Source organism: Wolbachia endosymbiont of Aedes aegypti (assembly GCF_021496215.1).
GTDB classification, from domain to species: Bacteria; Pseudomonadota; Alphaproteobacteria; order Rickettsiales; family Anaplasmataceae; genus Wolbachia; species Wolbachia pipientis.
In genome coordinates this window covers 916,476-939,473 of sequence record NZ_CP090902.1, presented here as the reverse complement: position 1 = coordinate 939,473, position 22,998 = coordinate 916,476, and the positions used below count along the sequence as shown (strand labels likewise).

Below are 22,998 nucleotides of genomic sequence, written 5' to 3'. Positions count from 1 at the left end.
GGGTGGTGTCATCCCAGTAGCTGATACACAACTGTACGAACATTTGTTTGCGAGGGCAGTATGTTAAATGTTATAGCCTGTTTTGCCTCAAACACAAAGGTGTCATCCCAGTGCTTGACACTGGGATCCAGTAAAATTGATTGTGAACAAGCACACTATGCAACATTTTCAATGAAATTACAAAAAAGCTGGATTCCAGTGTCAAGCACTGGGATGACACCATTTGCTGTGCAATTTACCTTCGAAAATGAATGTTCGTATGGCTATGTGCGTGACACTGGGATGACACCGTTGGAAGAAGCAAACCGCCTTCAAGCTACATGTCCGTATAGGTTTATTTATGGTTAGGGTTACTTTTTCAACCGAACAAAAAGTAAAAGAATACAGTGGTAAAGTCACTGGCTTTGATATATTACAACCGGATGCTTTGAAAGAAGTAGTTGCATTGAAAGTAAATGGTGAGCTATATGACCTCTCACGTGAAATTGAAGCTGATGCAGAGATAGAGGTGATACAACTGAGTGACGAAGTGGGTTTAGATATAATAAGGCATGATGCTGCTCATATAATGGCGCAGGCAGTGAAAGAGCTATTTCCTAATACTCAGATTACTATCGGCCCAACAATTCAGGACGGTTTTTACTATGATTTTGCTACAGATCGTACCTTCACTACGGACGATCTTACCGCAATAGAAAAGAAAATGAAAGAGATTGTAAAAAGTAACCACAGATTTGTTCGAGAAGTTTGGACTCGCAAGCAGTCAGTTGATTTCTTTAGTGGTATAGGCGAAAAATATAAGGTTGATATTATCTCATCCATACCAGAGGGTGAAAACCTAACTGTTTATAGGCAAGGTGATTTTGTTGACCTATGCCGTGGTCCGCACTCACCATCAACCGGTAGAGTTAAAGCGTTTAAACTTATGAAAGTAGCGGGTGCATACTGGCGTGGTGATTCTAAGGGCCCAATGTTGCAGCGAATATATGGCACAGCATGGGGAAATAAGGATGAATTAAACGCTTACCTTGAGTGCCTCAAAGAAGCAGAAAAACGTGATCACCGCAAAATTGCTAAGGATATGGATTTATTTCACATTCAAGAGGAAGCTGTTGGGCAGGTTTTTTGGCATGAACAAGGATATATTCTATATAATGTTCTTGAGTCTTACATCAGAAAGAAGCTAATAAATAATGGCTATTTTGAGGTAAAAACTCCTATTTTAGTAAGTAAAGAGCTGTGGGAAAGATCTGGACATTGGGATAAGTTTCGTGAAAATATGTTTATTGTTGACGAATCTGAGAATAAAAAGTTAGCAATAAAACCCATGAATTGTCCTTGTCATGTGCAGATTTTTAATTCTCACACCAGGAGCTACCGTGATTTACCAATACGTATGGCAGAGTTTGGCACATGCCATAGAAATGAAAGCTCAGGCTCATTGCACGGACTGATGCGAGTGCGTGGTTTTACGCAAGACGATGCACACATTTTTTGTATGGAAGAACAAGTGAATTCTGAGACTATAAAGTTTTGTGACCTTTTAAAAGAAGTATATTCAGAGCTTGGATTTAATGAAATTTCTGTGAAATTTTCAGACCGTCCAGATATTAGAGCAGGTAATGATGAAGTGTGGGATAGAGCTGAAAAAGCGCTGCTTGAAGCCGTTAAAGAAGCGGGCTTGAGTTATAAACTTAACCCTGGTGAAGGTGCATTTTATGGTCCAAAGTTAGAGTTCGTTTTGAAAGACGCAATAGGCAGAAATTGGCAATGTGGAACATTACAAGTTGATTTCATTTTACCAGAACGTCTGGGAGCTTTTTATATAGGGGCAGATGGGCACAAGCATCACCCTGTCATGTTACATAGGGCAATTCTTGGGACTTTTGAGCGTTTTATCGGAATTTTGATAGAAAATTATGCAGGAAAATTTCCAGTTTGGCTTGCTCCAACGCAACTTGCTATTCTGACCATTACAAATGAAGCTGACGGTTACGCCACAGAAATTAGCAATATTTTAAAAGAACAAGGTGTGAGAGTCAAGACTGATTTGACCAATGAAAAAATTAGTTATAAGATACGTTTGCATAGTTCAAACAAGGTTCCTATATTGTGGATTGTAGGCAAAAATGAAGTTACAAGTAAAACTGTGTCAGTAAGAAATTTAGGATCGGAAAGACAGGAGTCTTTTTCTTTGGAAAAGGCTAATGAATCGCTGTTAAAAAGTATTAATTTGAATTAAGGGAGTTAAAGTTTGCAAGTTAAAAAGAACAATAAAAACAGAATTAATGGATTTATCACAGCTAAGGAGGTACGCTTAGTTGATCATAGTGGTGAAATGGTCGGAATCGTGCCAATAGAACGAGCTTTGGAATTTGCACAGGGTGTTGGTTTAGACTTGGTGGAAATTGCACCTGATTCAACCCCTCCAGTATGTAAAATTCTAGATTATAGCAAGCAAAAGTATGATATAAAAAAGAAAGCAAGTGAAGCAAAAAAGAAACAAAAAACATTAACTATAAAAGAAATTAAACTGGGTCCCAATATTGGTGATCACGATTACGGAACAAAATTGCGTCAAGCAAGAGACTTACTTGCCCACGGACATAAAATTAAAGTCACAATGAGATTTAGAGGGAGAGAGCTTATAAACACTGAAGTTGGACTGGAAAAATTAGAACGGCTAATTCGAGACACTGAAGATATCGCAAAGGTAGAATTGGCACCTAAAAGAGAAGGGAATCAATATTTTTTAGCTCTGGTTGCTAAGTAGCAAAACGGCTTAAGAAGTATAAGTAAAGTTAAATTATCGCTCTCTCTTTGATAACATGGCGAAAATGTCTTATTAATCCTTGAATCGGCCAAGCTGCAGCATCGCCAAGTGCGCAAATTGTATGTCCTTCTATTTGAGTTGTAAGGTCAAGCAGCTTATCTATTTCATCAGGCTTAATATCTCCTGCCACCATCCTCTTCATAATCCTCCACATCCATCCAGTACCTTCACGGCATGGTGTGCATTGTCCACAGGACTCATGCATATAAAAGTGTGATAACCTCTCTATTGCAGCTATTATATCAGTTGATTTATTCATCACTATTACAGCAGCAGTACCAAGCCCTGATTGTGCAGTTCTTAATGAATCAAAATCCATTTCAATAGTATCACATATAGATTTTGGAATTAATGGCACTGAAGACCCACCAGGTATTACAGCAAGTAAATTATCCCAACCTCCTCGCACTCCACCTGCGTATTTTTCAATTAATTCACGTAATGGAATTCCGAGCTCTTCTTCAACATTACACGGGTTGTTTACGTGCCCTGAAATACAAAAGACCTTGGTACCAGTATTATTTGGTTTACCAAGAGATGCAAACCATTCTCCTCCGCGATTCAGAATATCTGGAACCATGGCTATAGTTTCAACGTTGTTTATTGTGGTTGGGCAGCCAAAAAGTCCAACACCTGCGGGAAATGGAGGCTTCATGCGAGGAAAGCCCTTTTTTCCTTCAATTGATTCGAGTTGAGCTGTTTCTTCCCCACATATGTAAGCTCCTGCGCCCCTATGGATAAACACATCAAGATCATAACCTGATTTGCAGGCATTTTTTCCAATTAAACCTTCTTTATAGGCTTCCTCAAGTGCTTTTTTTAGAACTAAATATTCATTATAAAATTCACCCCTGATATAAATATATGCAACTGATGCGCTGATCGCTTTGCCGGCCAGGAGAATTCCCTCAAGTAACTTATGTGGCTCATATCGCAATATATCTCTATCTTTACATGTACCAGGTTCTGACTCATCTGCATTGACTACTAAATATGCTTTTGGGAGATTTTTGGGCATAAAGCTCCACTTAAGGCCGGTGGAAAATCCTGCACCCCCTCGACCTCTCAAACCAGATTTCTTTACTTCATCAATGATCTTTTCTGATCCTAAATCCAGTAATTCCTTTGTTTTTTGCCAGCTACCACGTTTTTTTGCACCCTCAAGTAGTGGAGTTCCTTTACCATTTAGGTTGGTGAATATTTTGTCTTGTTCTTTTAGCATGTTTTTCAAAATTTGTGAGTGATCCCGACGCGATTCGAACGCGTGACCCACTGATTAAAAGTCAGTTGCTCTACCGGCTGAGCTACGGGATCATTTCATTTTTCAGCTATACTAAACATCAATACAGTTTTTATCCGTTTTAATCAAACTAAAATTTTCATGTGTGGTTAAATAAATTATATAATATACTGTGTTAGTGATAATTTAGTTAAAAAATCTATGAATAATTTAAAAAAATTTCCAAAGGAAAACTTCTTGTTAATTTTCAGTTCACAGATTTATTTGGATGGTGTGACGTATAACGCTAAGGAGACAAAAAAATAGAGAAGTGTGTACACCCTGCAGAATTTGTACACTATTTAGCAATAGCCTAATAGATAAATATTTCTTGCATTTCAGCCTGAGTGATTTATGCTTTAAGCAAGAATTACCTGGGGGTATAGCTCAGCTGGTAGAGCATCTGTTTTGCACGCAGAAGGTCAGCGGTTCGATCCCGCTTGCCTCCACCAGTCTATACAGCTCTAGCCGCCACAAAACCTGTCAAAGCAGCTTATTTTAATCTATGAGGATTTTATACTATTTCCCTGAAAATCTCTATTTCTTTTCGTAACTTTTCTCTACACAAGTAATGTTGGTTATTACAATTGTAATATATACTAACTTAACAATAAATTAATCAATAAATGTTAGAATACTAACAATTAATTTATTGGTAACGCCTATGAGTGGAAAAAAGCATGTTTTTAAGATGATACCTGGAAAAGAGGTGTTTAGAAAAACCCCGACTACAAGGATAAAGTGGCCTGAAGGTAATGATCCTACAATGCCTATTAAAAAAGTTGAGCTTGTATCGCTGGATGATAAAAACGATGTAGTACTAGGCTTATTGCCTATAAAACTTTGCAGCAGTTCTTGCCTAGACAGTTACATATGTCTGGAGGAAGAAAATGAAGGAAATCTGGTAGCCAAAGATTATAAAAGTGATTCTAACTTAGATTATGTAAAAAGTAACCATACATTTGTATATTACGGTAATGAGTTGGCTAAGTTATCATATACAAGAGAGCTTGTGCAGCCTTTCAAAACTATGTGTAGCAGTTCTATTAAATCAAAAAAATTGGAATACAAATATGTAACATGGGAAGATTCAGATACTGGCAACAATAAATATTATTTTTCAGACGAGGCAGGAAATATAATCGATTCACCTGACAATGAGGTATTACAAGACATTATGTTATACTACGGTGAGAGACATATAAGAGATGTGCTACTGTTGCTATCAAACGCGTTTACTAAAGTTTTTATTCAGGGCCTAACAGACGGCCAACTAAAAACTCTTGCCAATACTCTTAGTAACGAGCAACTGCAAAAAATAATTCCTGAACTGAGCTCAAGCCAGTTGCAGGCCTTAGCAGAGAACTTAACAGATGAACAACTCCAAGCTTTAGTGGATCATCTAACCAATCACCAGCTAAAAACCCTCGCTCAGGAACTAAATCCAGAAAAGTTACAAATAATTGTTCCTATTTTAAATGATACTCAGCTTGAAGCTCTAGTGAGAAAATTAAATTCAGAGCAAGTAAAAGAAATTTTACCTCACTTAAAAGTGGATCAGTTCAAAGCACTTATTAAAACTTTAAATGACGAGCAATTTACAGTGCTTGCAAAAGACTTGGCTGAGCACCACTTGACAATACTCTCCAAAGAATTAGAAGGTGATCAGTTGAAAGCTTTAGTAAATAATCTGCAAGAAGAACAACTGAAAGACTTAGTTAATAAGCTTGATCCTGAGAAACTCGAAGCAATTGCTCAGGATTTAACTGATTCTAATAAGATTCAGATTATCATTAAGTCTTTAGTTGACAACCCAGACAAACTTCAAGCTTTTGCTCGCAATATGTCTAATGAGCAGTTTAAAGAACTTTTGGATAACGTAGGCGCAGAAGAGCTTAAAGACATCATTCACAAACTGCCTTATGAGAAAGTGACAGCTGTGATCGGTGATCTCAGCAATCAAGATCAGTCTAAAGCTATTATTGATGCATTAAAAGGGAAACTTGACGAGCAGAGTAAACAGAACAAGGAAATGATTGAGATGCTCAAGCAAATCAAGGACGATATGCCAGGCATTGCAGAAGCTCCAGATTTTACAATAGTAGAAAACAATAACGATTCAATGCTACTTGTATGGTAGCAATTTATGAAAATCAATTTTTTTATAGGAGGTAACTTATTATGAGTAAAAACAATGTAGAATTATATTTTGGTGACGAGCCTTCAGACCAAAGTAAATTACTAAAACTTGAGAGCCCGGTTTTTACAAAACCAGATTTTGTAAAACCAAGTATAGATTCAGTAAAAATTCAGAATAAAGAAAAAGGTGCTAAGGAGTTAGATTTTGATATAAATCAGCCACTGGAAAAAATACCTATAGCGGAAATGAAGCAAACAGCCGCAGCTATAACATACCTTAAAAAGGTTTATGATGGCTTGATAGACAGTATTAATGAGTATAACACAAGTTTAAGCAGTAACATTACAACTGGCATAGTGGAGCCACTGTCAACAACTATATCAAATATAGGGAACAATACAACTGAAATAAAAAGTCAACTTCAAACTCTTCGAGATGAGCTTCAGGAATTTCGTGATGACCAGCCAGGCATTGCAGAAGCTTCCATATTCCCTCATGCTACTGGCGAAGAGAACGGGTTGCTTTAATAAAAAAGGTAATAGCTTGCTAGCTGTTACTCTTTCCACATACCACTTCAATGTAGCTGAATTGATTTTAAAATTATAATTTTTTATAGGAGTTAGCATGAATAATAGTAAACAAGAAAGCAAAAACGAACTTAAAGTAATAAGCAAAATAGAAGTTAACACCAAACCTAAAGGTTATGATGAAACAGTTGCGCGAAATCCAGCGCAGCTTGGTTATGTCCACAAAGCTTTAGATAAATTAATCGCAGAGCTGAACACGAAATTCGTTCCTGAATTGGATGATGTATTGCATAACAATAGCAACTCTATCAGTCAATTAAATGACATGCTAACAGAAGAAAGGAGTAAGCTTGACGAGCTAATTACAAAGGTTGGTAATGAAAATAGTGGTTTAGTACAGAGCCTGAATAACTTACAGACAAAAGTAGAGGAATTAGAAAACAATACCATTAATGAACCAGATTGGGGTTAAACTGGAAAGAGTAATAGTCTCTAGGCTGTGACTCTCTCTACATACCGTTTCAATACAGCCAGGTTAAGGAATCTATTTTAAAACTTTCGGCATATAGTTCTCATCATGTTTTGCAAACACTGTATCTGCAAGAAAAGTACTATTATCAAACATTTTACCTTGCACAACAACACCACTTTTTTCTGAAAACATTGGTGGAAGTATTCCCTGATATTTCACCATAACGCTCTTATTAAAATCTGTCATTTGAAAAATCACTTCACTTTCGTTGCGTATCACGCTATTTTCAACAACCATTCCACCAACACGGATTAGTTTTTGACCATTTGGTAAAACTATTGCCTCACTTACTGTATAGAAAAATGAGATATTTTCTTTGAGCGTTGTTAAAATAAAAAAAACTGCACAACTTAAAAAGCAGAAAATTCCTGAAGTTATAAGTAATCGCTTATGTTTCTTCTTCATGATTATCTTTCAGGCTTTCTAGAATTTTTTTACTTTTAGTATAACAAGAAATGGTAAAAATTAGCTCTCCAGCAATCAGCGTGAAACTAATAAGGTAAGCAAAAATTACATATGTATTCATAATGCATTATCAATAAATAACTCACCTGCATCAAAATAAATTAAGCTTCCATCCTTTTGCTGCAACACCAATTTACCACTTTTATCTATATCAGCAAAAATTCCTTCATACAATTTGTCAGCTAACTTTACACTGATTTGCTCATTCATTTTGAATGCTTTTTTTAACCACATTTCTCTTATAGCATAAAACCCATCAAGTAGCCATTGCTTTCTTAGCTTATTAAAATTTATTATTAATTTCTTTAACAGATCTATGTTAGACACAGACTCACCGTAATTGCTAATGCACGTTGTTCCTGGAAGTGGTGCATGACTGACATTAATTCCAATTCCTATAATGAGCCAATTCGAATTGGATCTTTTTTCAAGCAATATTCCACTTATTTTCTTGCCATCGATTAGAATGTCATTTGGCCATTTATACTGGAGATTTAGACCATTTATAAATGACAGTATAGCATTTCCAACAGCAAGAGCAGTAACAAAAGTCAATTCTGTTAATTTGCTAACTTGATTCATTAAACCTCTTTCTATCATCCCAGTATTTTCCCCAGTGCTTGACACATAACTATGCGAACATTGCAATTTGCAGGTGGTATGTGGTGTCATTCCAGTGCGTGACACTGGAATCCAGTTCTTATTACACAGTTGCCTGATGTGCCCATTTGTAATTAAGTTTTCTGGATCCCAGTGCCAGGCTACTCGGATGACATCATCCTTGGTGGGAATACCACAACGTTTGTACAGTTGTGTGCTTGACCATTCTTCTTGATTTCTAGATTCCAGCGTCACGCGCTGGAATGACACCGAAAGCTGGCTTTCATTCAGATAATCGTTAAAGAGGTTTATTACCAAACTTGCATAAAAATTACCCTCTGGAGAAATCCAGTTTTTTCCGGTGCGCCCCCTGCCTTCTGTTTGTTTATCAGCAACAATAATAGTTTCATTTGATATTCCTTTATCAATTAAATCCAACGCTTCTTTATTAGTGCTTGAAACTTTTTTGTAATGATGAATATGAAAACCCTCAGGGGTCACCTTGTCAGCCCTTTAGTTCAATGAGTGAGTAAAACGTACAAGAAAAGAACGAGGTTGATCAGCGAAGCCACCGAAGTGATAATGAATAGGCCCTTAGAATAAGCAACCTTATTACCACTAGCTTTATCGAAATACATAGCTTTTATAATATTTAGATAATAGTAACACGATACAACACTCGCCACCACAAGGGTCAAAGACAGGCTGATAAAGCCAGAATTTATTAAACTTTTGAATATAAAAAATTTAGCGATAAAACCTGCAAGTGGAGGTATTCCCGACATCGAGAGTAACAGTACAGAAAGATGAAATGCTACAATTGGGCGTTTCTTCCCTATACCAGATAAATTTGCAATATCACAATCTTCATCGTCAATTTGTACAAGATATGAGAATAGCCCTATGCTTGTGATGATATATATCACCAGATACATTAAGGCACTATCTGTTCCTGCTTGTGTAAAAATAGAAAGTGAAGCAAATATAAAACCAATGTGACCAATTGAACTGTAAGCAAGCAGCCTTTTTAAGTTTTGCTGACGTAAGGCCCCAAAAGCTGAGATAAGAACAGACAATGCTGAAACGTATAAGAAAATAGGCTGAATATAACTTTTTACATTTACTAACTCTTCATTCATCAATCGAATTAAAAATGTTACAAGTGCAGCTTTTGGGGCCGTAGAAAAAAACGCAGTTACTATGGTAGGTGCACCTTGATAGACATCTGGAGCCCACATATGAAAAGGAGCAATAGCAAGCTTGAAACACAAACCAATTAGGACAAAGACTAACCCAAAAACTATTCCATAAGTTATCTGATGGTTTTGCAAGAATGAACCGAGCTCAGAGAAATTGACTTGTCCTGTATATCCATAAAGCAGCGACATTCCATATAGCATAATGCAGGAAGATAATGCACTGAGTGTAAAATATTTCACTCCTGCTTCACATGAATAAATCGAATCTTTATTAAAGCTCGCAAGAACATACAAAGATATACTTATCAACTCAAAAGCTAAATAAAAAGAAATCAGACTATTTGCTGAAACCAAAGTTATCATGCCAAATAGCGCAAAAAGAATCAGCATTGAAAATTCATACTTATAGTCATATTTTGATAAATTCAGCATCAAAAGTATTAAAATTCCTGTGCTGAGAATTAACCCTTGGGCTGACCTGATGTATAAATTGAGTTTTAACAACGAATTAAAGAGAAAAATTTCATTGTTTTCTGCCGAAAGAATTAAAATAATCAAAGTTACCACTGTGCAGCCAAGTGCTAATAAGTTGATAGTTCTGCGGTTAAATATAATCCCAAGCAGCAGCAACACTAACGAGGAGATAATAGAGAACGTTTCCGGCAATATCTGTATATAATTCATAGCGCATTATATTTGACTAACAAATTTGCCATACATGGCTTCAAATAATTCAGTGCAAGGGTTGGGTAAAATCCAAGCAAAATAACAAACACTGCAAGCAGAATTAAGACAGAAAATTCTATGCTATCCAAACGGTTATTTAATAATTTAGAATAGCTAACCCCCCATATTATTTGCTTACATAAATTCAGCATATAAACTGCGCTTAAAATAGTGCCAAGTGCGATAAATCCTGTAAAAAACCCTATGCTCTTAAACATTCCAACCATAGCCAAAAACTCACCTGCGAACCCAGATGTTCCAGGTAGCCCTATTGAAGCCATTGAAAATAAAATGAACATAAAACCAAATTTTGGCATTGTGTTTACTATGCCAAAATATTTTGCAATCTCCAAAGTTCCAGTTCGAGTATATAGCATTCCAACACATAAAAATAAAGCAGCAGAAATAAGGCCATGACTAATCATTTGAAATATGCTACCCAGTACTCCTTCCTCACAAAATGAAAAGAGGCCAGCAGTAACGATCCCCATATGTGCTATTGAAGAATAAGCTATTAACTTCTTTATATCATCTTGAGCAAACGCAACTAGAGAAGCATATATCACCGCAATAATGCTCAGCACAACAACGAAATTTGAAAAATACAAACTTGCCTGAGGAAGCATTGGAATAGAAAACCTTAAAAATCCATATCCCCCCATTTTAATAAGCAAGCCAGCTAAAATCACAGATCCAGAAGTTGGTGATTGCACATGTGCATCAGGAAGCCAAGTGTGAAATGGAAACATCGGTACTTTTATTGCAAAAGAAATAAAAAATGCAATCCACAGCAATGACTGCACTTCAAGATCAAGGCTTGGCACTAATGTAGCTAATTTTTGTATATTAAACGTTCCAAAAATGTTATAGATGTAAACCAATCCAAGTAGAAATAATAATGAGCCAGTTAATGTATAAAGAAACAACTTAAACGTTGCATATACCCTGTGTTTTCCTCCCCAGATGCCAATAATAAAGAACATTGGTATTAAAACAGCTTCAAAAAACACATAAAAGCTTATAGCATTCAGTGAAACGAAAAAACCGACTACAAAACTCTCAAGCAGTAGAAACAATGCCATATAGGCTTTTAGGGTCGTATAACTCATTTTGCAGTTGTAGAGTATACAAATTACAAACAAGAAAGTTGTAAGCAGAAGGAAAAGCAACGATATACCATCTATCCCTATTCCAACATTTCTAATTGGGTAGCTGACAAACTGAAAGTCCGCATTGTTATAATCAAATTCTATACAAGCTACAATGCTAAGCAAAAATGGAAGTACAGCAAAAAATAGAGCAAGGAATCTTAAGTGTATAGATTGATGATTAATCCTGATTAAGGATAAAATCAACGCTCCTATCAGTGGAAGCAAGAATATACTAAGTAACAACACCTTCTATTTAATTCCAATAATATATAAAGCACCGATTATTAGAGTAACAAACATAATAAATGCATAATCAAATATATAACCAGTTTGTAACTTTATAGAACTTTTTGAACATTCATTAACCAACCTTACAACACCATTTGGTCCAAATGAATCAATAGCCTTAACATCAAACTTCCATAGAAGCCTAGATATAAACCTTATCGGTGCAATTATAACAAACTCATACACCTCATCAAAGTACCATTTATTCTGCAAAAACTTAAGTAAAAATTTACTCTTAATTTGCCTAATTACTTGATATTGGTAAATTAGGTACGCAAGTGCTATTCCACTTAGGCTTGCTAAGGTTGGCAGTAGTTTTATAAAGAAATTATGAACTCCATGCTCATCAATCATCACTAAACTTGATTTCCAAAACGCATTACTAGTTATGTTCAAAATATTTGCTCCCCATATTCCAGAAAATACTGATCCAAAAGCGAGTATCAGTAATGGTATAAGCATAATCTTTGGTGCCTCATGTATATTAATTTTACTTTGTTTTTGGCTGTGGAACACAAGAAGCAATAACCTCCAAGAGTAAAACGCTGTGAAGAATGCAACAACTAAGCTTATTACAAAAGCAAAGCTATCCGTGCTATAAGCATGTTCAATTATCAAATCCTTTGAATAAAAACCTGCAAATGGGAATATCCCAGAAAGCGCAAGAGATCCAATCCACATGAGAGCGTAAGTGCAAGGGATTTTCTTCCAGCAATTTCCCATTTTCTGAATGTTTTGCTCATGATGCATTGCATGAATCACATTGCCAGCACCAAGAAATAGTAGAGCTTTAAAAAAAGCGTGTGTCATTAAATGAAAAATAGCAACATTGTAAGCAGAAAGCCCACATGCCATGAACATATAACCAAGTTGACTGCAGGTTGAATAAGCAATTATTTTCTTTATATCGTTCTGAGTAATTGCAACGGTGGCTGCAAAAAAAGCAGTGAGTGCTCCAACGATAACTATTAATTCTCGTGCCACATTTGATAACTCAAACAATGGAGAACACTTTGCTACTAAAAATATACCTGCTGTTACCATCGTTGCTGCGTGAATAAGTGCAGAAACAGGAGTTGGCCCTTCCATTGCATCTGGCAACCAAACATGTAAACCAAGCTGTGCAGATTTACCCATACAGCCAATAAAAAGTAATATGCATATTATATGAGTTACTTTGAATTCACAGCAGAATGCCCTAATGTTCTGCGTGCCAAGAAGATCAGTTGTGTCAAAAACTTCAGTAAAATTCAAAGAGTGAAATGTATAATAAATAAGAAAGATTCCAATCAATAGTGCAAAGTCTCCTACCCTATTCACAACAAATGCTTTAATTGCTGCATTATTTGCAGAATATTTTTGGAACCAAAATCCTATGAGTAAATAAGAACATAGGCCAACCCCTTCCCAGCCAAAAAAAAGCTGCACGAAATTATCGCTTACAACCAGCACAATCATGCAAAACGTAAATAGCGATAGGTAAGAAAAAAACCTCGACTTCCCCTTATCATGCTCCATATAACCGATAGAGTAGAGATGTACTACCAGTGAAACGGTGGTAATAACAATAAGCATTAAGGATGAGAGAGCATCCACACTAATTGCCCAATTTACTTTTAAGATGCTCAATGAAAACAAAGGAAATAAACTCAAGTGATAATTTTCAGAGAAGGTGAGAAAAACATACCAAGATAAAACTGCAGATATTCCAATCCCTGCCGTTGTAACTAACTGACTTTTTCTAAAAAGTGCTGCAAATAGCGAACCAAAAAGTGGCAAAAATACTATTAATTTCAGTATATCCATCATTCTTTCATTAAATTTGCTTGTTCAACATCTATATTGCCACGGCTTCTATAATATACAACCAATATTGCAAGCCCAACTCCTGACTCTGCTGCCGCAACAGTCAACACAAACATCACAAAAATTTGCCCAACTATATCATTCATAAAGGCAGAAAAAGCAACTAGATTGATGTTAATCGCCAACAATAATATTTCTATTGATAACAATATATTGATTATGCTCTTACGGTTGATGAAAATACCGCACACCCCAACAGTGAACAAAATAGCAGCAACTATCAAAAAATGATTTAATCCTATTTCCATTCCACTCCTTTTCCAAATTTAGCCTTAACCAATTTTACAGATGAAGATTGCGTCAATTGCTTTAATACATTCTGTTTTTTAACTCCTTTTTTCTTGTCCTGCAAAGTAAGAGCAATTGCACCGACAATTGCAACAAGTAGCAAAATTCCAGAAAGATGAAAAGCGTACATGTAGTCAGTGTAGAGCAAATTACCGATAGCTTTCACGTTATTGGCATTATAGTTTATAACATTACTTATATTCAGCGTTGAGCTGCGGATTACAAAACTGATAATCAAAAAAAACACACCACACAATATAGCACCAAGAGTGAAATGCTTCGCAAAACCCTGGCGCAATCTTATGTAGTCAATATCGAGCATCATAACTACAAAGAGGAACAACACTGCAACTGCACCGATGTATACTATCAGTACCATCATAGCGATGAATTCAGCTCCAAGGAGAATGAAAAGCACTGCAGAGTTAACGAAGGTGAAAATTAAAAATAATACTGCATGCACAGGATTTCTTACACTAATTACGCATACAGCAGATAAAATGCTAAGAATTGCAAAAAAATAAAAGAAAAAAGGCATTGATACTTTAACTGCAACAATAGTTACTAATTTAAAGTGACTATCGTTGTAAAGTCAATATTATATTAAACGTTTGAAAATATTGTACTACAAAGCTCCAGCTCCATTTTAAATTATTATACAGAGCGCTTTCTAAGTCCTTAATTTATCAATATATAATATGTGTATGTTAGTAATTAATGGCGGCTCAAAATGTACAACATATTTGGTTATTTTAAAAGCAACAATAGTTCTAACGCACAAAGTAGCAGACTAGATGGAGAAAGTTATCAATACACCACAAGAGACTATATGACAATTTACTTTAATAACACACTAGCAAGTTTCAGTAGATCATTGAGAGAATTTAAAGAAAAAGCGTATGGATTTATGTATGATATCGGAACTTGGTTGAAAGAAACATATGAAAATCTCACTGAACGACCTGCAACGCATAATCGCTATACCCCAAAAGAAAAACCCCTTGTTGAAGTTGAAGAAATAGAAATGAAGGAACTAAACCGTACATATAAGCCATTCCAAACTCCACTTATCCACCCAACAAGCAGAAGTTCTGGTGCCAATACCTCAAATCAAGTTGTTGTTACTCGACATACACCTGAAACTACTAAAACAAAATAGATGTAAAACCTACGTTTAAATATGTAGTACTTGAGTGAAGCATTCTTTAACTGTTCTATTCAATAAAACCTTTACAATATTTCAATCATAGGTTTAACTTTACGAAGTTATAATCTATAGGGCTACGATGAACGATTATCTCTCACTGCTAAATCCAGAACAACAATCAGCTGTAACTAACATAGATGGACCAGTTTTGATACTGGCAGGAGCCGGGACGGGAAAAACAAGAACGATTACTTCAAGAATAGCACACATAATTAGAAACGGTCACGCTTATTCTGATGAGATATTAGCAGTTACATTTACAAATAAAGCAGCAAATGAGATGGTATCAAGGGTACTTGAGCTAACGGGCACAAACATACCATGGCTTGGCACTTTCCATGCAATTGCAGCAAAAATCTTGCGCCTGCACGCAGAAATTGTGGGCTTAAACCCTAATTTTACAATCATTGGTGTGGATGACCAATTACAGGTAATAAAAAATATTATCAATGAAATAAATCCTGATTACCTATCAGAAAAATGTAAGACCATTATGAATATTATTCAGCAATGGAAAGAGAAGTGCTTATTGCCATCTGAAGTGGAAGATATTCAATCATTTAGGCCAGTATATGTAACTGCACTCAAAGTCTATCACCAGTATCAGGAAAGGTTGAAATTCCTTAATTCTGTCGATTTTGGTGACTTATTGCTATATAACATACAGCTCTTTAATCAAAAGACCGAAGTTCTGTCCTACTACCAAAACAAGTTTAAATATGTTATGGTAGATGAATATCAAGATACAAATGCGATACAATATCTTTGGCTAAAATACCTTGCAAAAGAGCACTCAAATATTTGCTGTGTAGGAGATGATGACCAGTCGATATATAGTTGGCGTGGTGCAGAAGTTGAAAATATTTTGAAGTTTTCTGATGATTTTAAAAATGCAAAAACCGTTAAACTAGAGTGTAACTACAGGTCAACATCCCACATACTTGCAACTGCGTCATATGTTATCAATCACAATAAGACTCGCTTAGAAAAAAAATTGTGGACAACAAACATTGAAGGGGAAAAGGTAAATCTAATAAAATTATGGGATGGGAAAGCTGAAGCAAGGTTCATAAGCGAACAGATATTGAAACTCAATAAATACAGATTTAGTGACATTGCAGTGCTGGTAAGGGCCACTTTTCAAACTAGAGTTCTCGAAGAGTATTTTATAAAATATTCAATTCCCTACAAGATTATAAGTGGCGTAAAATTCTACGAACGTCAGGAAGTCAGGGATATAATTGCATATTTAAGACTTGTTACAAACAATAACGATGACTTAGCTTTCGAAAGGATAGTAAATCGGCCAAAAAGAAGCATAGGAGCTACAACTCTAAAGAAAATATACACGACTGCTCAGGATAACAAAATTTCTTTTTTTGAGGCAGCAAAAATATTAGTTAATAGTAATCAGGTAACCGAAAGAATTAAACTCTCACTCAACGATTTTTTAAATAAAATTAAAGCTTGGGAAGAAATAGTAAGCGTAAAACCACTGCATGAATTCGTTAAAATCGTAGCAAACCAATCAGGATATATTGAAATGCTTGAAAATGAGGAGGTAACAGGCTTAGCACGAATAGAAAATGTTAAAGAGCTCATCTCATCTTTAAAAAATTTCGATAATGCCACAACTTTCTTGGAGCATATAAGTCTGGTGATGGAAGTGGATAATATGAATAACGATGACACCGTATATGTTATGACTCTTCATGCAGCCAAAGGACTTGAATTCCCGTGCGTGTTTCTACCTGGTTGGGAAGAGGGATTATTTCCTCATCAAAGATCTTTTGATGACAAAAGTGGTAAAGCTTTAGAAGAAGAAAGGAGACTCGCATATGTTGGCATAACCAGAGCCAAAGAAAGGTTAATCATTTCATGTGCAGATAGGAGGGAAATTAACAACCAGTGGCAACCGATGCGCACTTCTGGGTTCATTAAAGAATTGCCAAGAGAAAATGTTGAGGTAATTAAAAGCAACATTGCCTACTGTTGAAGCTATAATTGCAGATAAACATATCTTACAAATCTGAATTACTTTAACTATATGTTTCTCCTGGCAAAAATTCTGTAACCGTTCACACTTAATTCTTCAATCTCATACCAATTTCTATTACATAACAAACAAATAGACAATAGAAGTGAGAAGGTTATACTAAGGCAATATAATGATGGAGTTTTGGAATGGCATTGGTATCAGGTTGCAATTTTAGCTTACATTATGCCAATCTTTCTTCAATTGCTGCTCGCATAAATTCTGCCTGTCTTTTAGTTCTGCAGTGCACTATCGCATCATCCACATATCTTTCAAATGGTACTGTTGGGTGATTTTGTTTCATCCATATATCAAATGCATGGTGCATAAATATGTTTGAAATGATTGGGCTTATTGAACCTCCTTGCGGAACTCCTTTTTTCCCTTACTGCCATCTGCTTGCTGAATAGGGGATTTCATCCACCTTTCAACATACAGTATGACCCATTTGCAGTCTGTGTGCTTCTTGATAGCCTGCAGTGCTAAATTGTGGTCCAGATTGTCGAAAAATCCTGTAACATCAACAGCTTTCTTGGTAATCGTATCCTGTCTCCAATAAACAGCGGTTTTGCTATGTATCCTTGATCAGCAAAAAACTTACGTAAAGTTGGAGCCTTGTATTTAGCTTGAGTGAAAAGATTTAGAGCACCATCACGATCTTGAACACTTGCACTATGAACATCAGCCGCAATAATTAAGCCCACTGTATCTACAACAATATGACGTTTTCTACCCTTTATTTTTTTTTCAGCATCATATCCTCTGGATCCCCTTTTTGAGTGGTTTTTACTGATTGACTGTCAATTATTCCTACTGAAGGTGTTTCATTTTTACCAAACATTTTTCTTACCTCTTTTACTAGCATATTATGTATTTTTTCCAATTTGCCATTACTACGTCACCTGAGAAAATAGTCATACACCGTCTTCCATGGAGGAAAATCTTTCGGCAGCATTCTCCATTGACAACCACCTCTCATTATATACCTTATTGCATTAATAATTGTTCTGATATTGTGCTTTCTTGGCCTCCCTATCTTTCCTTGTGCAACATGTGGCTCCAAAATTTCCCATTCCTTATCACTTATATCACTTGGATACAATTTTCCCTCCTATTTTTTACTTACACTATCATATTTTTTTCCTCATTCCTTTTTAAGACATACTCTTAGACAACTGGACGTCAAGCCTATCCTAGTGCTGCATATCAAGCTCATACTCAGTATGTAAATCTTTGACTAAAGCTACAGCGCATTCTTTTTGAACAATTATACTGATTTTGATTTCAGATGTTGTGATAGCAAGTATTTCTATCTTTTTTTCGCTTAAAACCTTGAGTGTGCGGTGCATCACTTCAGTGTTAGACATAACACCAATACCAATTATTGAAATTTTAGCTACATTATCGTTTATAGCATAATTTTCATTCTTATTCAGTAACTTTTCCATTAAATCAATATCAAATTTGGAGATAACAAAACTTGACCCATGTATCATATCAATTTTAACGTTTGCTCCTGCTATATCTCTTAAAGTACGCAAGTTATTTGCAAGGTTAGTGAAAGTTACAAGAGCTTCATTAGTGCTATAAGTTATTCCAGTAATTAAGTATCTCTCTAGTACATCCCTTTTGTGTAGCACTGTGGTGCCTTCTACTTCCTTAAAAGTGGATAGCACTTGCACTTTAATGTTATGTTTCATTGCAAGTTGTACTGAACGATTATGCAGTATTTTAGCACCAGATGACGACATTTCCAACATTTCATCGTAAGAGATAAATTTGAGCTTGCGTGCCTTTGGAACAATTCTCGGGTCTGCTGTATATATTCCATCAATATCAGTAAAAATTTCGCAAGTTCTAACACCAAAGGCTACCGCGAAGGCAACTGCTGATATATCAGAGCCTCCTCTTCCAAAAGTAGTGATTCTATCATCATTTATACCCTGAAAACCAGCAATGATCGCAGCAGTATAACCCTCAGCAAAAGATCTTTTCACACGTTCAATCTTTATTGTTTTTATTTTAGACTCAGAATAAAAATCATCAGTTACAATTGGTAACTGCCAGGCAAGCCACGATTTAGCATTAACTCCGATCGATTGGAGAGTGATAGCTAATAGACCGCAAGAGATTTGTTCTCCTGCTGAAAGCATAACGTCATACTCTGATAACTCTTGTCTATAACTTAAATTTGAGATTTGCCTAGCCTGAAAAACCATTTGGTCAGTAAATCCTGCAACAGCAGATACAACAACGATTACATTACAACCTTTCTCAATATCGTTTTTTATCAAATTTGCAACTCGGTTTAAATCAGTTAGCGAAGTCCCACCAAATTTTTTTATGATTATTTTGTCCATAGTTACAATATAACTCTCTTCTGAAGAAAAATATAGTTTTTGTAGAGATAGCAGCTTGCAAGCCATTCAGAAAAGGGAAGACAAAGCTATAGCTAACGCGTCATACCACGATTCATTCCATAGCTGTACGAACATTCATTTTTGAAGGTAAATTGCACAGCAAATGGTGTCATCCCAGTGCCTAGACACTGGGATCCAGAAGACTTAATTTCAACCAAGTGGCTGCATAATAAAGGCTGGATTCCAGTGCCAAGCACTGGAATGACACCCTCCCTTGTGGAAATTGCTCTCAAATCACAATGTTCGTACAGCTATGGATTCATTCGCGGTATAGATTCCGCTAACTAGTAGCGGAATGACGAATTTGTTGTTTTAAAATTGTCAGTAAATCTAAGTCAGTTTAGCTATATAGCACGAACTAAACCACTAAGCAGCAGAAGACCTTGCATGACCTCCAAAAAATGTTTTTACTCTTTCAAGATAAGTAAGTGGTTCTGCAGGAGTTTCTATCTCGTCTATCTTATAAGATATTGCTGCATCTATGACTTCATCTGTTATTAATTCTCTTAGCCTTTGTTTTATTTGCCCTCTCCGAATATGTTCTCCATAGTCGTTATAAAACTTTACATATAATTCCTTAAACACAAATTCTTTTATAGCATCTCTTGTATAAGAAATGCCATCCTTTACTTCATCACTCACGCTGCTCAAATCCACCCCAGAACTTGGTGAATACAAATTATCAAAATTTTCTTTCAAAACTTTTATTTTATGGTAGTGCTTATCCACATATTTCTCAAGAAATCTTTTAGTAGCATCACTAGCCAACTTTCCTATTGGCTGAGGCTCTAGTTGAGCTGCAAAATTATTTTCCGCTTTAAGACCACTTAATGCATAAATGATACGGTTGAGCATTCCAGGACCACATTGGCGATTACTTTCCTCAAAGCGAACCAGTAATATAGACTTCAATAATTCTATATCTGCATTTTGCTTTCTTGCCGCAATTAAAACTAAATTTATAGCCTGTGTCAATGTCAATCCGGTTTGTGAATCTGCCCAATTTACCCACTCCCCAGTTTCATAACCATCCAATCTTAGATAAGGTTCTATCATTCGTTTTTGCTGACTTGTTAAACCGCTTATATAACTTTTAAACTCTTCATCCAACTCATTTAACGGCGTACCATGTTCTTCCTTTAATTTTTTGGCACATTCAATAACGCTTTGCTGAAAACTTCTAGTATGAACGCTCTGACTACTAGTACCCACATCACTTACATTAAACAAAAAGCTTAGCTGCTTTACATTCAAACCCAAAGGTGAAAAGAGTTTTACTGATGGATATTTTATTAACTCAAGAAGTGCTACTGGAATTAGCAGTGCATAATTTAACAATAATAAACCAAAATTAAATATAAGAAACCCACGTAGAGCTGATACCTTTGATGCAATATACAAAAATGGAAGCTGTAGGTAATATATCAAGTGTATACTGAAGAATAAGATTTTGTCCTTTAATTTTATTGTTGGATCTTTATAAACCTCAAACAACATGCTATTGCTATCAATATTGTTGTTTTTAAAGGAGGTATAGTTGTTTATGATCTTCTCTTGCAAGGGAAGAAGCATTTTATTCAGGCAAATAAACGCAGCAATAACAATAAAACCTGTAGCCAAAAATGCTAGTGCAGGGCTAGAAGTGCTTGTAGATAAATAGGCATAAAGACCATCAACAATTAAGTTTTTGTATAATCTTTCAAAGGGACGAACTAGAATCGGGTCAAGGATATAGTTAACAAGAAGATTTAAATAATACACGAGAAACAAAAGTGCAATCAAAAATGCAATAATACTACAAACAACCAAAAATGCTTTTAATCTCGGATTCATAACCCCCTCTTAATAATCTGTTAATATAATCTATTTTAGGAATAAATTGAAAAAAATGCAAGTTTTTATGTTAAAAGATCAATTGAAATTTCTGAGTTTAGGGTATATTGTTAATCTATTTAGATAAGAATTATTGTGTTAAATAAAATAGGTTTTTGGGCTATTTTTGCCTTAGTGATTAGCAGCCAAATTGGCTCTGGAATTTTTATGCTTCCAATTAGCCTTGCTCCATATGGCATGTATAGCCTTATAAGCTGGATAATATCAGGGCTTGGTGCTATATCTCTTGCTTTAGTTTTTGCCTCACTCTGCGCAAAATTTCCGGAAACGGGTGGCCCTCACGTCTATGTAAAGCATGCTTTTGGCCCTGCTGCAGCTTTTTTTGTTGGTTGGACGTATTGGGTGATCTCATGGGTTAGCACAACAGCCGTAATAGTTGTGGGTGTTGGTTATCTTACACCATTTTTCCATGAAGATATTCAAAACGTACATCTGTTTTTAGAGATGTTATTACTTACAATTATTACACTAATAAATTTTAGAGGAGTAGCTACTGCTGGACGTGTTGAGTTTTTATTGACGGTGATAAAAATTTCTGTATTGCTTGTAATGCCTATAGCAGCATTGTTTTTTTTTGATAGAAATAACTTCATCATAAGTGAAGAAATATCAAATCTTACAACATCGCAGATTCTTGCCCGTTCTACACTTATTACTCTATGGGGTTTTATTGGAGTTGAATTGGCAACAGCACCTGCAGGGTCAGTTGATAATCCAGCTAGAACAATACCAAGAGCTGTGGTACTTGGAACAATCTCTGTTGCTGTTGTGTATTTTATCAACAATCTTGCAATTATGGGATTAATAAATGGCAATGATTTAGCAAGTTCAAGAGCACCATATGTTGACGCAATAAAAATTATGGCCTCTGGCAATTGGCACTTGATTATTTCTATAACTGCGTTCATTTTTTGTGTTGGTACTTTAAACGCTTGGGTACTAGCTAGTGGACAAGTGGCCCTTGGCCTTGCAAAAGATAAACTGATGCCACAGTTTTTTGCTCAAAGAAACAAGCACGGTTCTCCTTTCTGGGGCATAACAACTAGCTCAGTTGGAACTGCAACTTTACTAATCCTCACTTCAAGCAACAATTTTGCTAAGCAGATCACATCAATTATCGACTTTTCTGTAGTTTCATTTTTATTTGTTTACCTTGCATGCAGTCTTGCTTTTCTCAAAGTTATTGTGCAAGAAAAGAGTTGTTACAAATTTTTAATTGGCAGTATAGCAACAACCTTTTGCTGCTGGGTAATATTTGAAACTTCTGTGAATACCTTGCTGATCGCAAGCTTATTCACTGCAAGTGGCGTACCTCTTTATTTATTTTGGTATCGCAGAGTTTCTGTATAGCAAATGTTATGTATCTGTTCAGCAGAGTGGCAAAATAAGGTAGACGAGAAAAGACAACTATAGGAAGAAATGGGTGTCATGCCAGTGCGTGACACTGGCATCCAGTTCTTTCGCGCAGTTCCATCAAAAACGTTGTAAAGGATTAATCGCTTTCGTGTTTACCAACTTAGTGCCCAATCTGGATCCCAGATACTGTCTC

24 protein-coding genes, 2 tRNA genes and 1 pseudogene are annotated in these 22,998 nt (G+C 35.8%); 11 read left to right on the top strand and 16 right to left on the bottom strand.

Features of this window, described 5'->3' with window-relative positions; all coding sequences use genetic code 11:
- Positions 1-60: 60 nt before the first annotated feature.
- From L0Z58_RS04840 to infC, 3 genes are read left to right on the top strand one after another with little or no spacing between them, the layout of a single operon-like run.
- Positions 61-348, top strand: coding sequence for a hypothetical protein (locus L0Z58_RS04840; RefSeq protein ID WP_010962961.1), 288 nt, complete (start codon positions 61-63; stop codon positions 346-348).
- Entirely contained in the window at positions 341-2,242 is a 1,902-nt protein-coding gene (gene thrS, locus L0Z58_RS04835) for a threonine--tRNA ligase (RefSeq protein ID WP_010962960.1), read from the top strand. The genes L0Z58_RS04840 and thrS overlap by 8 nt, the downstream gene beginning before the upstream one ends.
- 12 nt (positions 2,243-2,254) lie before the next feature.
- Positions 2,255-2,773 (top strand): translation initiation factor IF-3, encoded by a 519-nt coding sequence (infC, locus tag L0Z58_RS04830; protein WP_006279610.1) that lies wholly within the window; start codon positions 2,255-2,257, stop codon positions 2,771-2,773.
- Positions 2,774-2,801: 28 nt separating this feature from the next.
- Here infC and nuoF read toward each other — a convergent pair whose 3' ends face one another.
- Positions 2,802-4,055, bottom strand: coding sequence for an NADH-quinone oxidoreductase subunit NuoF (gene nuoF, locus L0Z58_RS04825; RefSeq protein ID WP_010962959.1), 1,254 nt, complete (start codon positions 4,053-4,055; stop codon positions 2,802-2,804).
- 19 nt (positions 4,056-4,074) lie between these two features.
- Positions 4,075-4,147 (bottom strand) — tRNA-Lys (locus L0Z58_RS04820).
- Between the two features lie 341 nt (positions 4,148-4,488).
- Between L0Z58_RS04820 and L0Z58_RS04815 the strand changes: the two genes are divergently transcribed.
- The 4 genes from L0Z58_RS04815 (at position 4,489) to L0Z58_RS04800 (ending at position 7,251) form a co-directional block, all read left to right on the top strand.
- Positions 4,489-4,564: transfer RNA gene (locus tag L0Z58_RS04815), tRNA-Ala, on the top strand.
- Positions 4,565-4,776: 212 nt separating this feature from the next.
- Complete coding sequence (locus L0Z58_RS04810) at positions 4,777-6,252, top strand: magnesium transporter MgtE N-terminal domain-containing protein (RefSeq protein WP_022626392.1); 1,476 nt, start codon at positions 4,777-4,779, stop codon at positions 6,250-6,252.
- A gap of 41 nt (positions 6,253-6,293) precedes the next feature.
- Positions 6,294-6,779, top strand: a complete 486-nt coding sequence (locus tag L0Z58_RS04805; protein WP_010082371.1) for a hypothetical protein — start codon at positions 6,294-6,296, stop codon at positions 6,777-6,779.
- A 97-nt stretch (positions 6,780-6,876) separates the two neighbouring features.
- Positions 6,877-7,251, top strand: a complete 375-nt coding sequence (locus L0Z58_RS04800; protein ID WP_010082372.1) for a hypothetical protein — start codon at positions 6,877-6,879, stop codon at positions 7,249-7,251.
- 72 nt (positions 7,252-7,323) lie between these two features.
- On the opposite strand, the gene ccmE is transcribed toward L0Z58_RS04800, so the two are convergent.
- The 8 genes from ccmE to L0Z58_RS04760 are packed head-to-tail and all read right to left on the bottom strand — an operon-like array spanning position 7,324 to position 14,432.
- Positions 7,324-7,716, bottom strand: a complete 393-nt coding sequence (gene ccmE, locus L0Z58_RS04795) for a cytochrome c maturation protein CcmE (protein ID WP_010082373.1) — start codon at positions 7,714-7,716, stop codon at positions 7,324-7,326.
- Complete coding sequence (locus L0Z58_RS04790) at positions 7,700-7,837, bottom strand: CcmD-like small membrane protein (protein WP_010962957.1); 138 nt, start codon at positions 7,835-7,837, stop codon at positions 7,700-7,702. The genes ccmE and L0Z58_RS04790 overlap by 17 nt, the downstream gene beginning before the upstream one ends.
- Complete coding sequence (locus tag L0Z58_RS04785; protein ID WP_010082374.1) at positions 7,834-8,877, bottom strand: biotin--[acetyl-CoA-carboxylase] ligase; 1,044 nt, start codon at positions 8,875-8,877, stop codon at positions 7,834-7,836. The genes L0Z58_RS04790 and L0Z58_RS04785 overlap by 4 nt, the downstream gene beginning before the upstream one ends.
- A 17-nt stretch (positions 8,878-8,894) precedes the next feature.
- The gene (locus tag L0Z58_RS04780; RefSeq protein ID WP_010962956.1) at positions 8,895-10,259 is read right to left on the bottom strand and encodes an NADH-quinone oxidoreductase subunit N; all 1,365 of its coding nucleotides are present in this window, start codon (positions 10,257-10,259) and stop codon (positions 8,895-8,897) included.
- Positions 10,256-11,698 carry a complex I subunit 4 family protein gene (locus tag L0Z58_RS04775; RefSeq protein ID WP_010962955.1) on the bottom strand — a complete coding sequence of 481 codons (1,443 nt, stop codon included), beginning with the start codon at positions 11,696-11,698 and terminating at the stop codon, positions 10,256-10,258. Before L0Z58_RS04775 ends, L0Z58_RS04780 begins: the two co-directional genes overlap by 4 nt.
- Before the next feature lie 3 nt (positions 11,699-11,701).
- Positions 11,702-13,549: an NADH-quinone oxidoreductase subunit L gene (gene nuoL, locus L0Z58_RS04770; RefSeq protein WP_022626390.1), complete on the bottom strand. Its 1,848-nt coding sequence runs from the start codon at positions 13,547-13,549 to the stop codon at positions 11,702-11,704.
- Entirely contained in the window at positions 13,546-13,854 is a 309-nt protein-coding gene (gene nuoK, locus L0Z58_RS04765) for an NADH-quinone oxidoreductase subunit NuoK (RefSeq protein ID WP_010962953.1), read from the bottom strand. Before nuoK ends, nuoL begins: the two co-directional genes overlap by 4 nt.
- The gene (locus L0Z58_RS04760) at positions 13,845-14,432 is read right to left on the bottom strand and encodes an NADH-quinone oxidoreductase subunit J (protein ID WP_010962952.1); all 588 of its coding nucleotides are present in this window, start codon (positions 14,430-14,432) and stop codon (positions 13,845-13,847) included. Before L0Z58_RS04760 ends, nuoK begins: the two co-directional genes overlap by 10 nt.
- 192 nt (positions 14,433-14,624) lie before the next feature.
- Here L0Z58_RS04760 and L0Z58_RS04755 point away from each other — a divergent pair, with 192 nt between their 5' ends.
- Together L0Z58_RS04755 and L0Z58_RS04750 are read left to right on the top strand one after the other, a co-directional pair.
- A complete protein-coding gene (locus L0Z58_RS04755) occupies positions 14,625-15,053 on the top strand; it encodes a WD_0964 family protein (protein ID WP_010082321.1) in 429 nt (142 codons plus the stop codon).
- 127 nt (positions 15,054-15,180) lie between these two features.
- Positions 15,181-17,097 (top strand): ATP-dependent helicase, encoded by a 1,917-nt coding sequence (locus tag L0Z58_RS04750; RefSeq protein WP_010962951.1) that lies wholly within the window; start codon positions 15,181-15,183, stop codon positions 17,095-17,097.
- A 223-nt stretch (positions 17,098-17,320) separates the two neighbouring features.
- On the opposite strand, the gene L0Z58_RS04745 is transcribed toward L0Z58_RS04750, so the two are convergent.
- The 5 genes from L0Z58_RS04745 to L0Z58_RS04735 all read right to left on the bottom strand — a co-directional run bounded on the left by L0Z58_RS04745 (position 17,321) and on the right by L0Z58_RS04735 (position 19,496).
- A complete protein-coding gene (locus tag L0Z58_RS04745) occupies positions 17,321-17,464 on the bottom strand; it encodes a Putative reverse transcriptase (RefSeq protein ID WP_022626389.1) in 144 nt (47 codons plus the stop codon).
- A 154-nt stretch (positions 17,465-17,618) separates the two neighbouring features.
- Positions 17,619-17,855 carry a hypothetical protein gene (locus L0Z58_RS06830; protein WP_238513961.1) on the bottom strand — a complete coding sequence of 79 codons (237 nt, stop codon included), beginning with the start codon at positions 17,853-17,855 and terminating at the stop codon, positions 17,619-17,621.
- 17 nt (positions 17,856-17,872) lie between these two features.
- Positions 17,873-18,001, bottom strand: coding sequence for a hypothetical protein (locus tag L0Z58_RS06680; protein WP_255317429.1), 129 nt, complete (start codon positions 17,999-18,001; stop codon positions 17,873-17,875).
- 33 nt (positions 18,002-18,034) lie between these two features.
- Positions 18,035-18,238: an IS5 family transposase gene (locus L0Z58_RS04740; protein ID WP_007549940.1), complete on the bottom strand. Its 204-nt coding sequence runs from the start codon at positions 18,236-18,238 to the stop codon at positions 18,035-18,037.
- A gap of 91 nt (positions 18,239-18,329) precedes the next feature.
- Positions 18,330-19,496 (bottom strand): aspartate kinase, encoded by a 1,167-nt coding sequence (locus tag L0Z58_RS04735; RefSeq protein ID WP_010962950.1) that lies wholly within the window; start codon positions 19,494-19,496, stop codon positions 18,330-18,332.
- A gap of 135 nt (positions 19,497-19,631) precedes the next feature.
- Between L0Z58_RS04735 and L0Z58_RS07110 the strand changes: the two are divergent.
- Positions 19,632-19,808, top strand: a pseudogene (locus tag L0Z58_RS07110) (WPE palindromic element domain-containing protein); the annotation flags it as partial.
- Between the two features lie 114 nt (positions 19,809-19,922).
- Here L0Z58_RS07110 and L0Z58_RS04720 read toward each other — a convergent pair.
- Entirely contained in the window at positions 19,923-21,389 is a 1,467-nt protein-coding gene (locus tag L0Z58_RS04720; protein ID WP_010962948.1) for a membrane protein, read from the bottom strand.
- A gap of 135 nt (positions 21,390-21,524) precedes the next feature.
- Here L0Z58_RS04720 and L0Z58_RS04715 point away from each other — a divergent pair, with 135 nt between their 5' ends.
- Complete coding sequence (locus L0Z58_RS04715; protein ID WP_041580647.1) at positions 21,525-22,799, top strand: APC family permease; 1,275 nt, start codon at positions 21,525-21,527, stop codon at positions 22,797-22,799.
- Positions 22,800-22,998 lie beyond the last annotated feature (199 nt).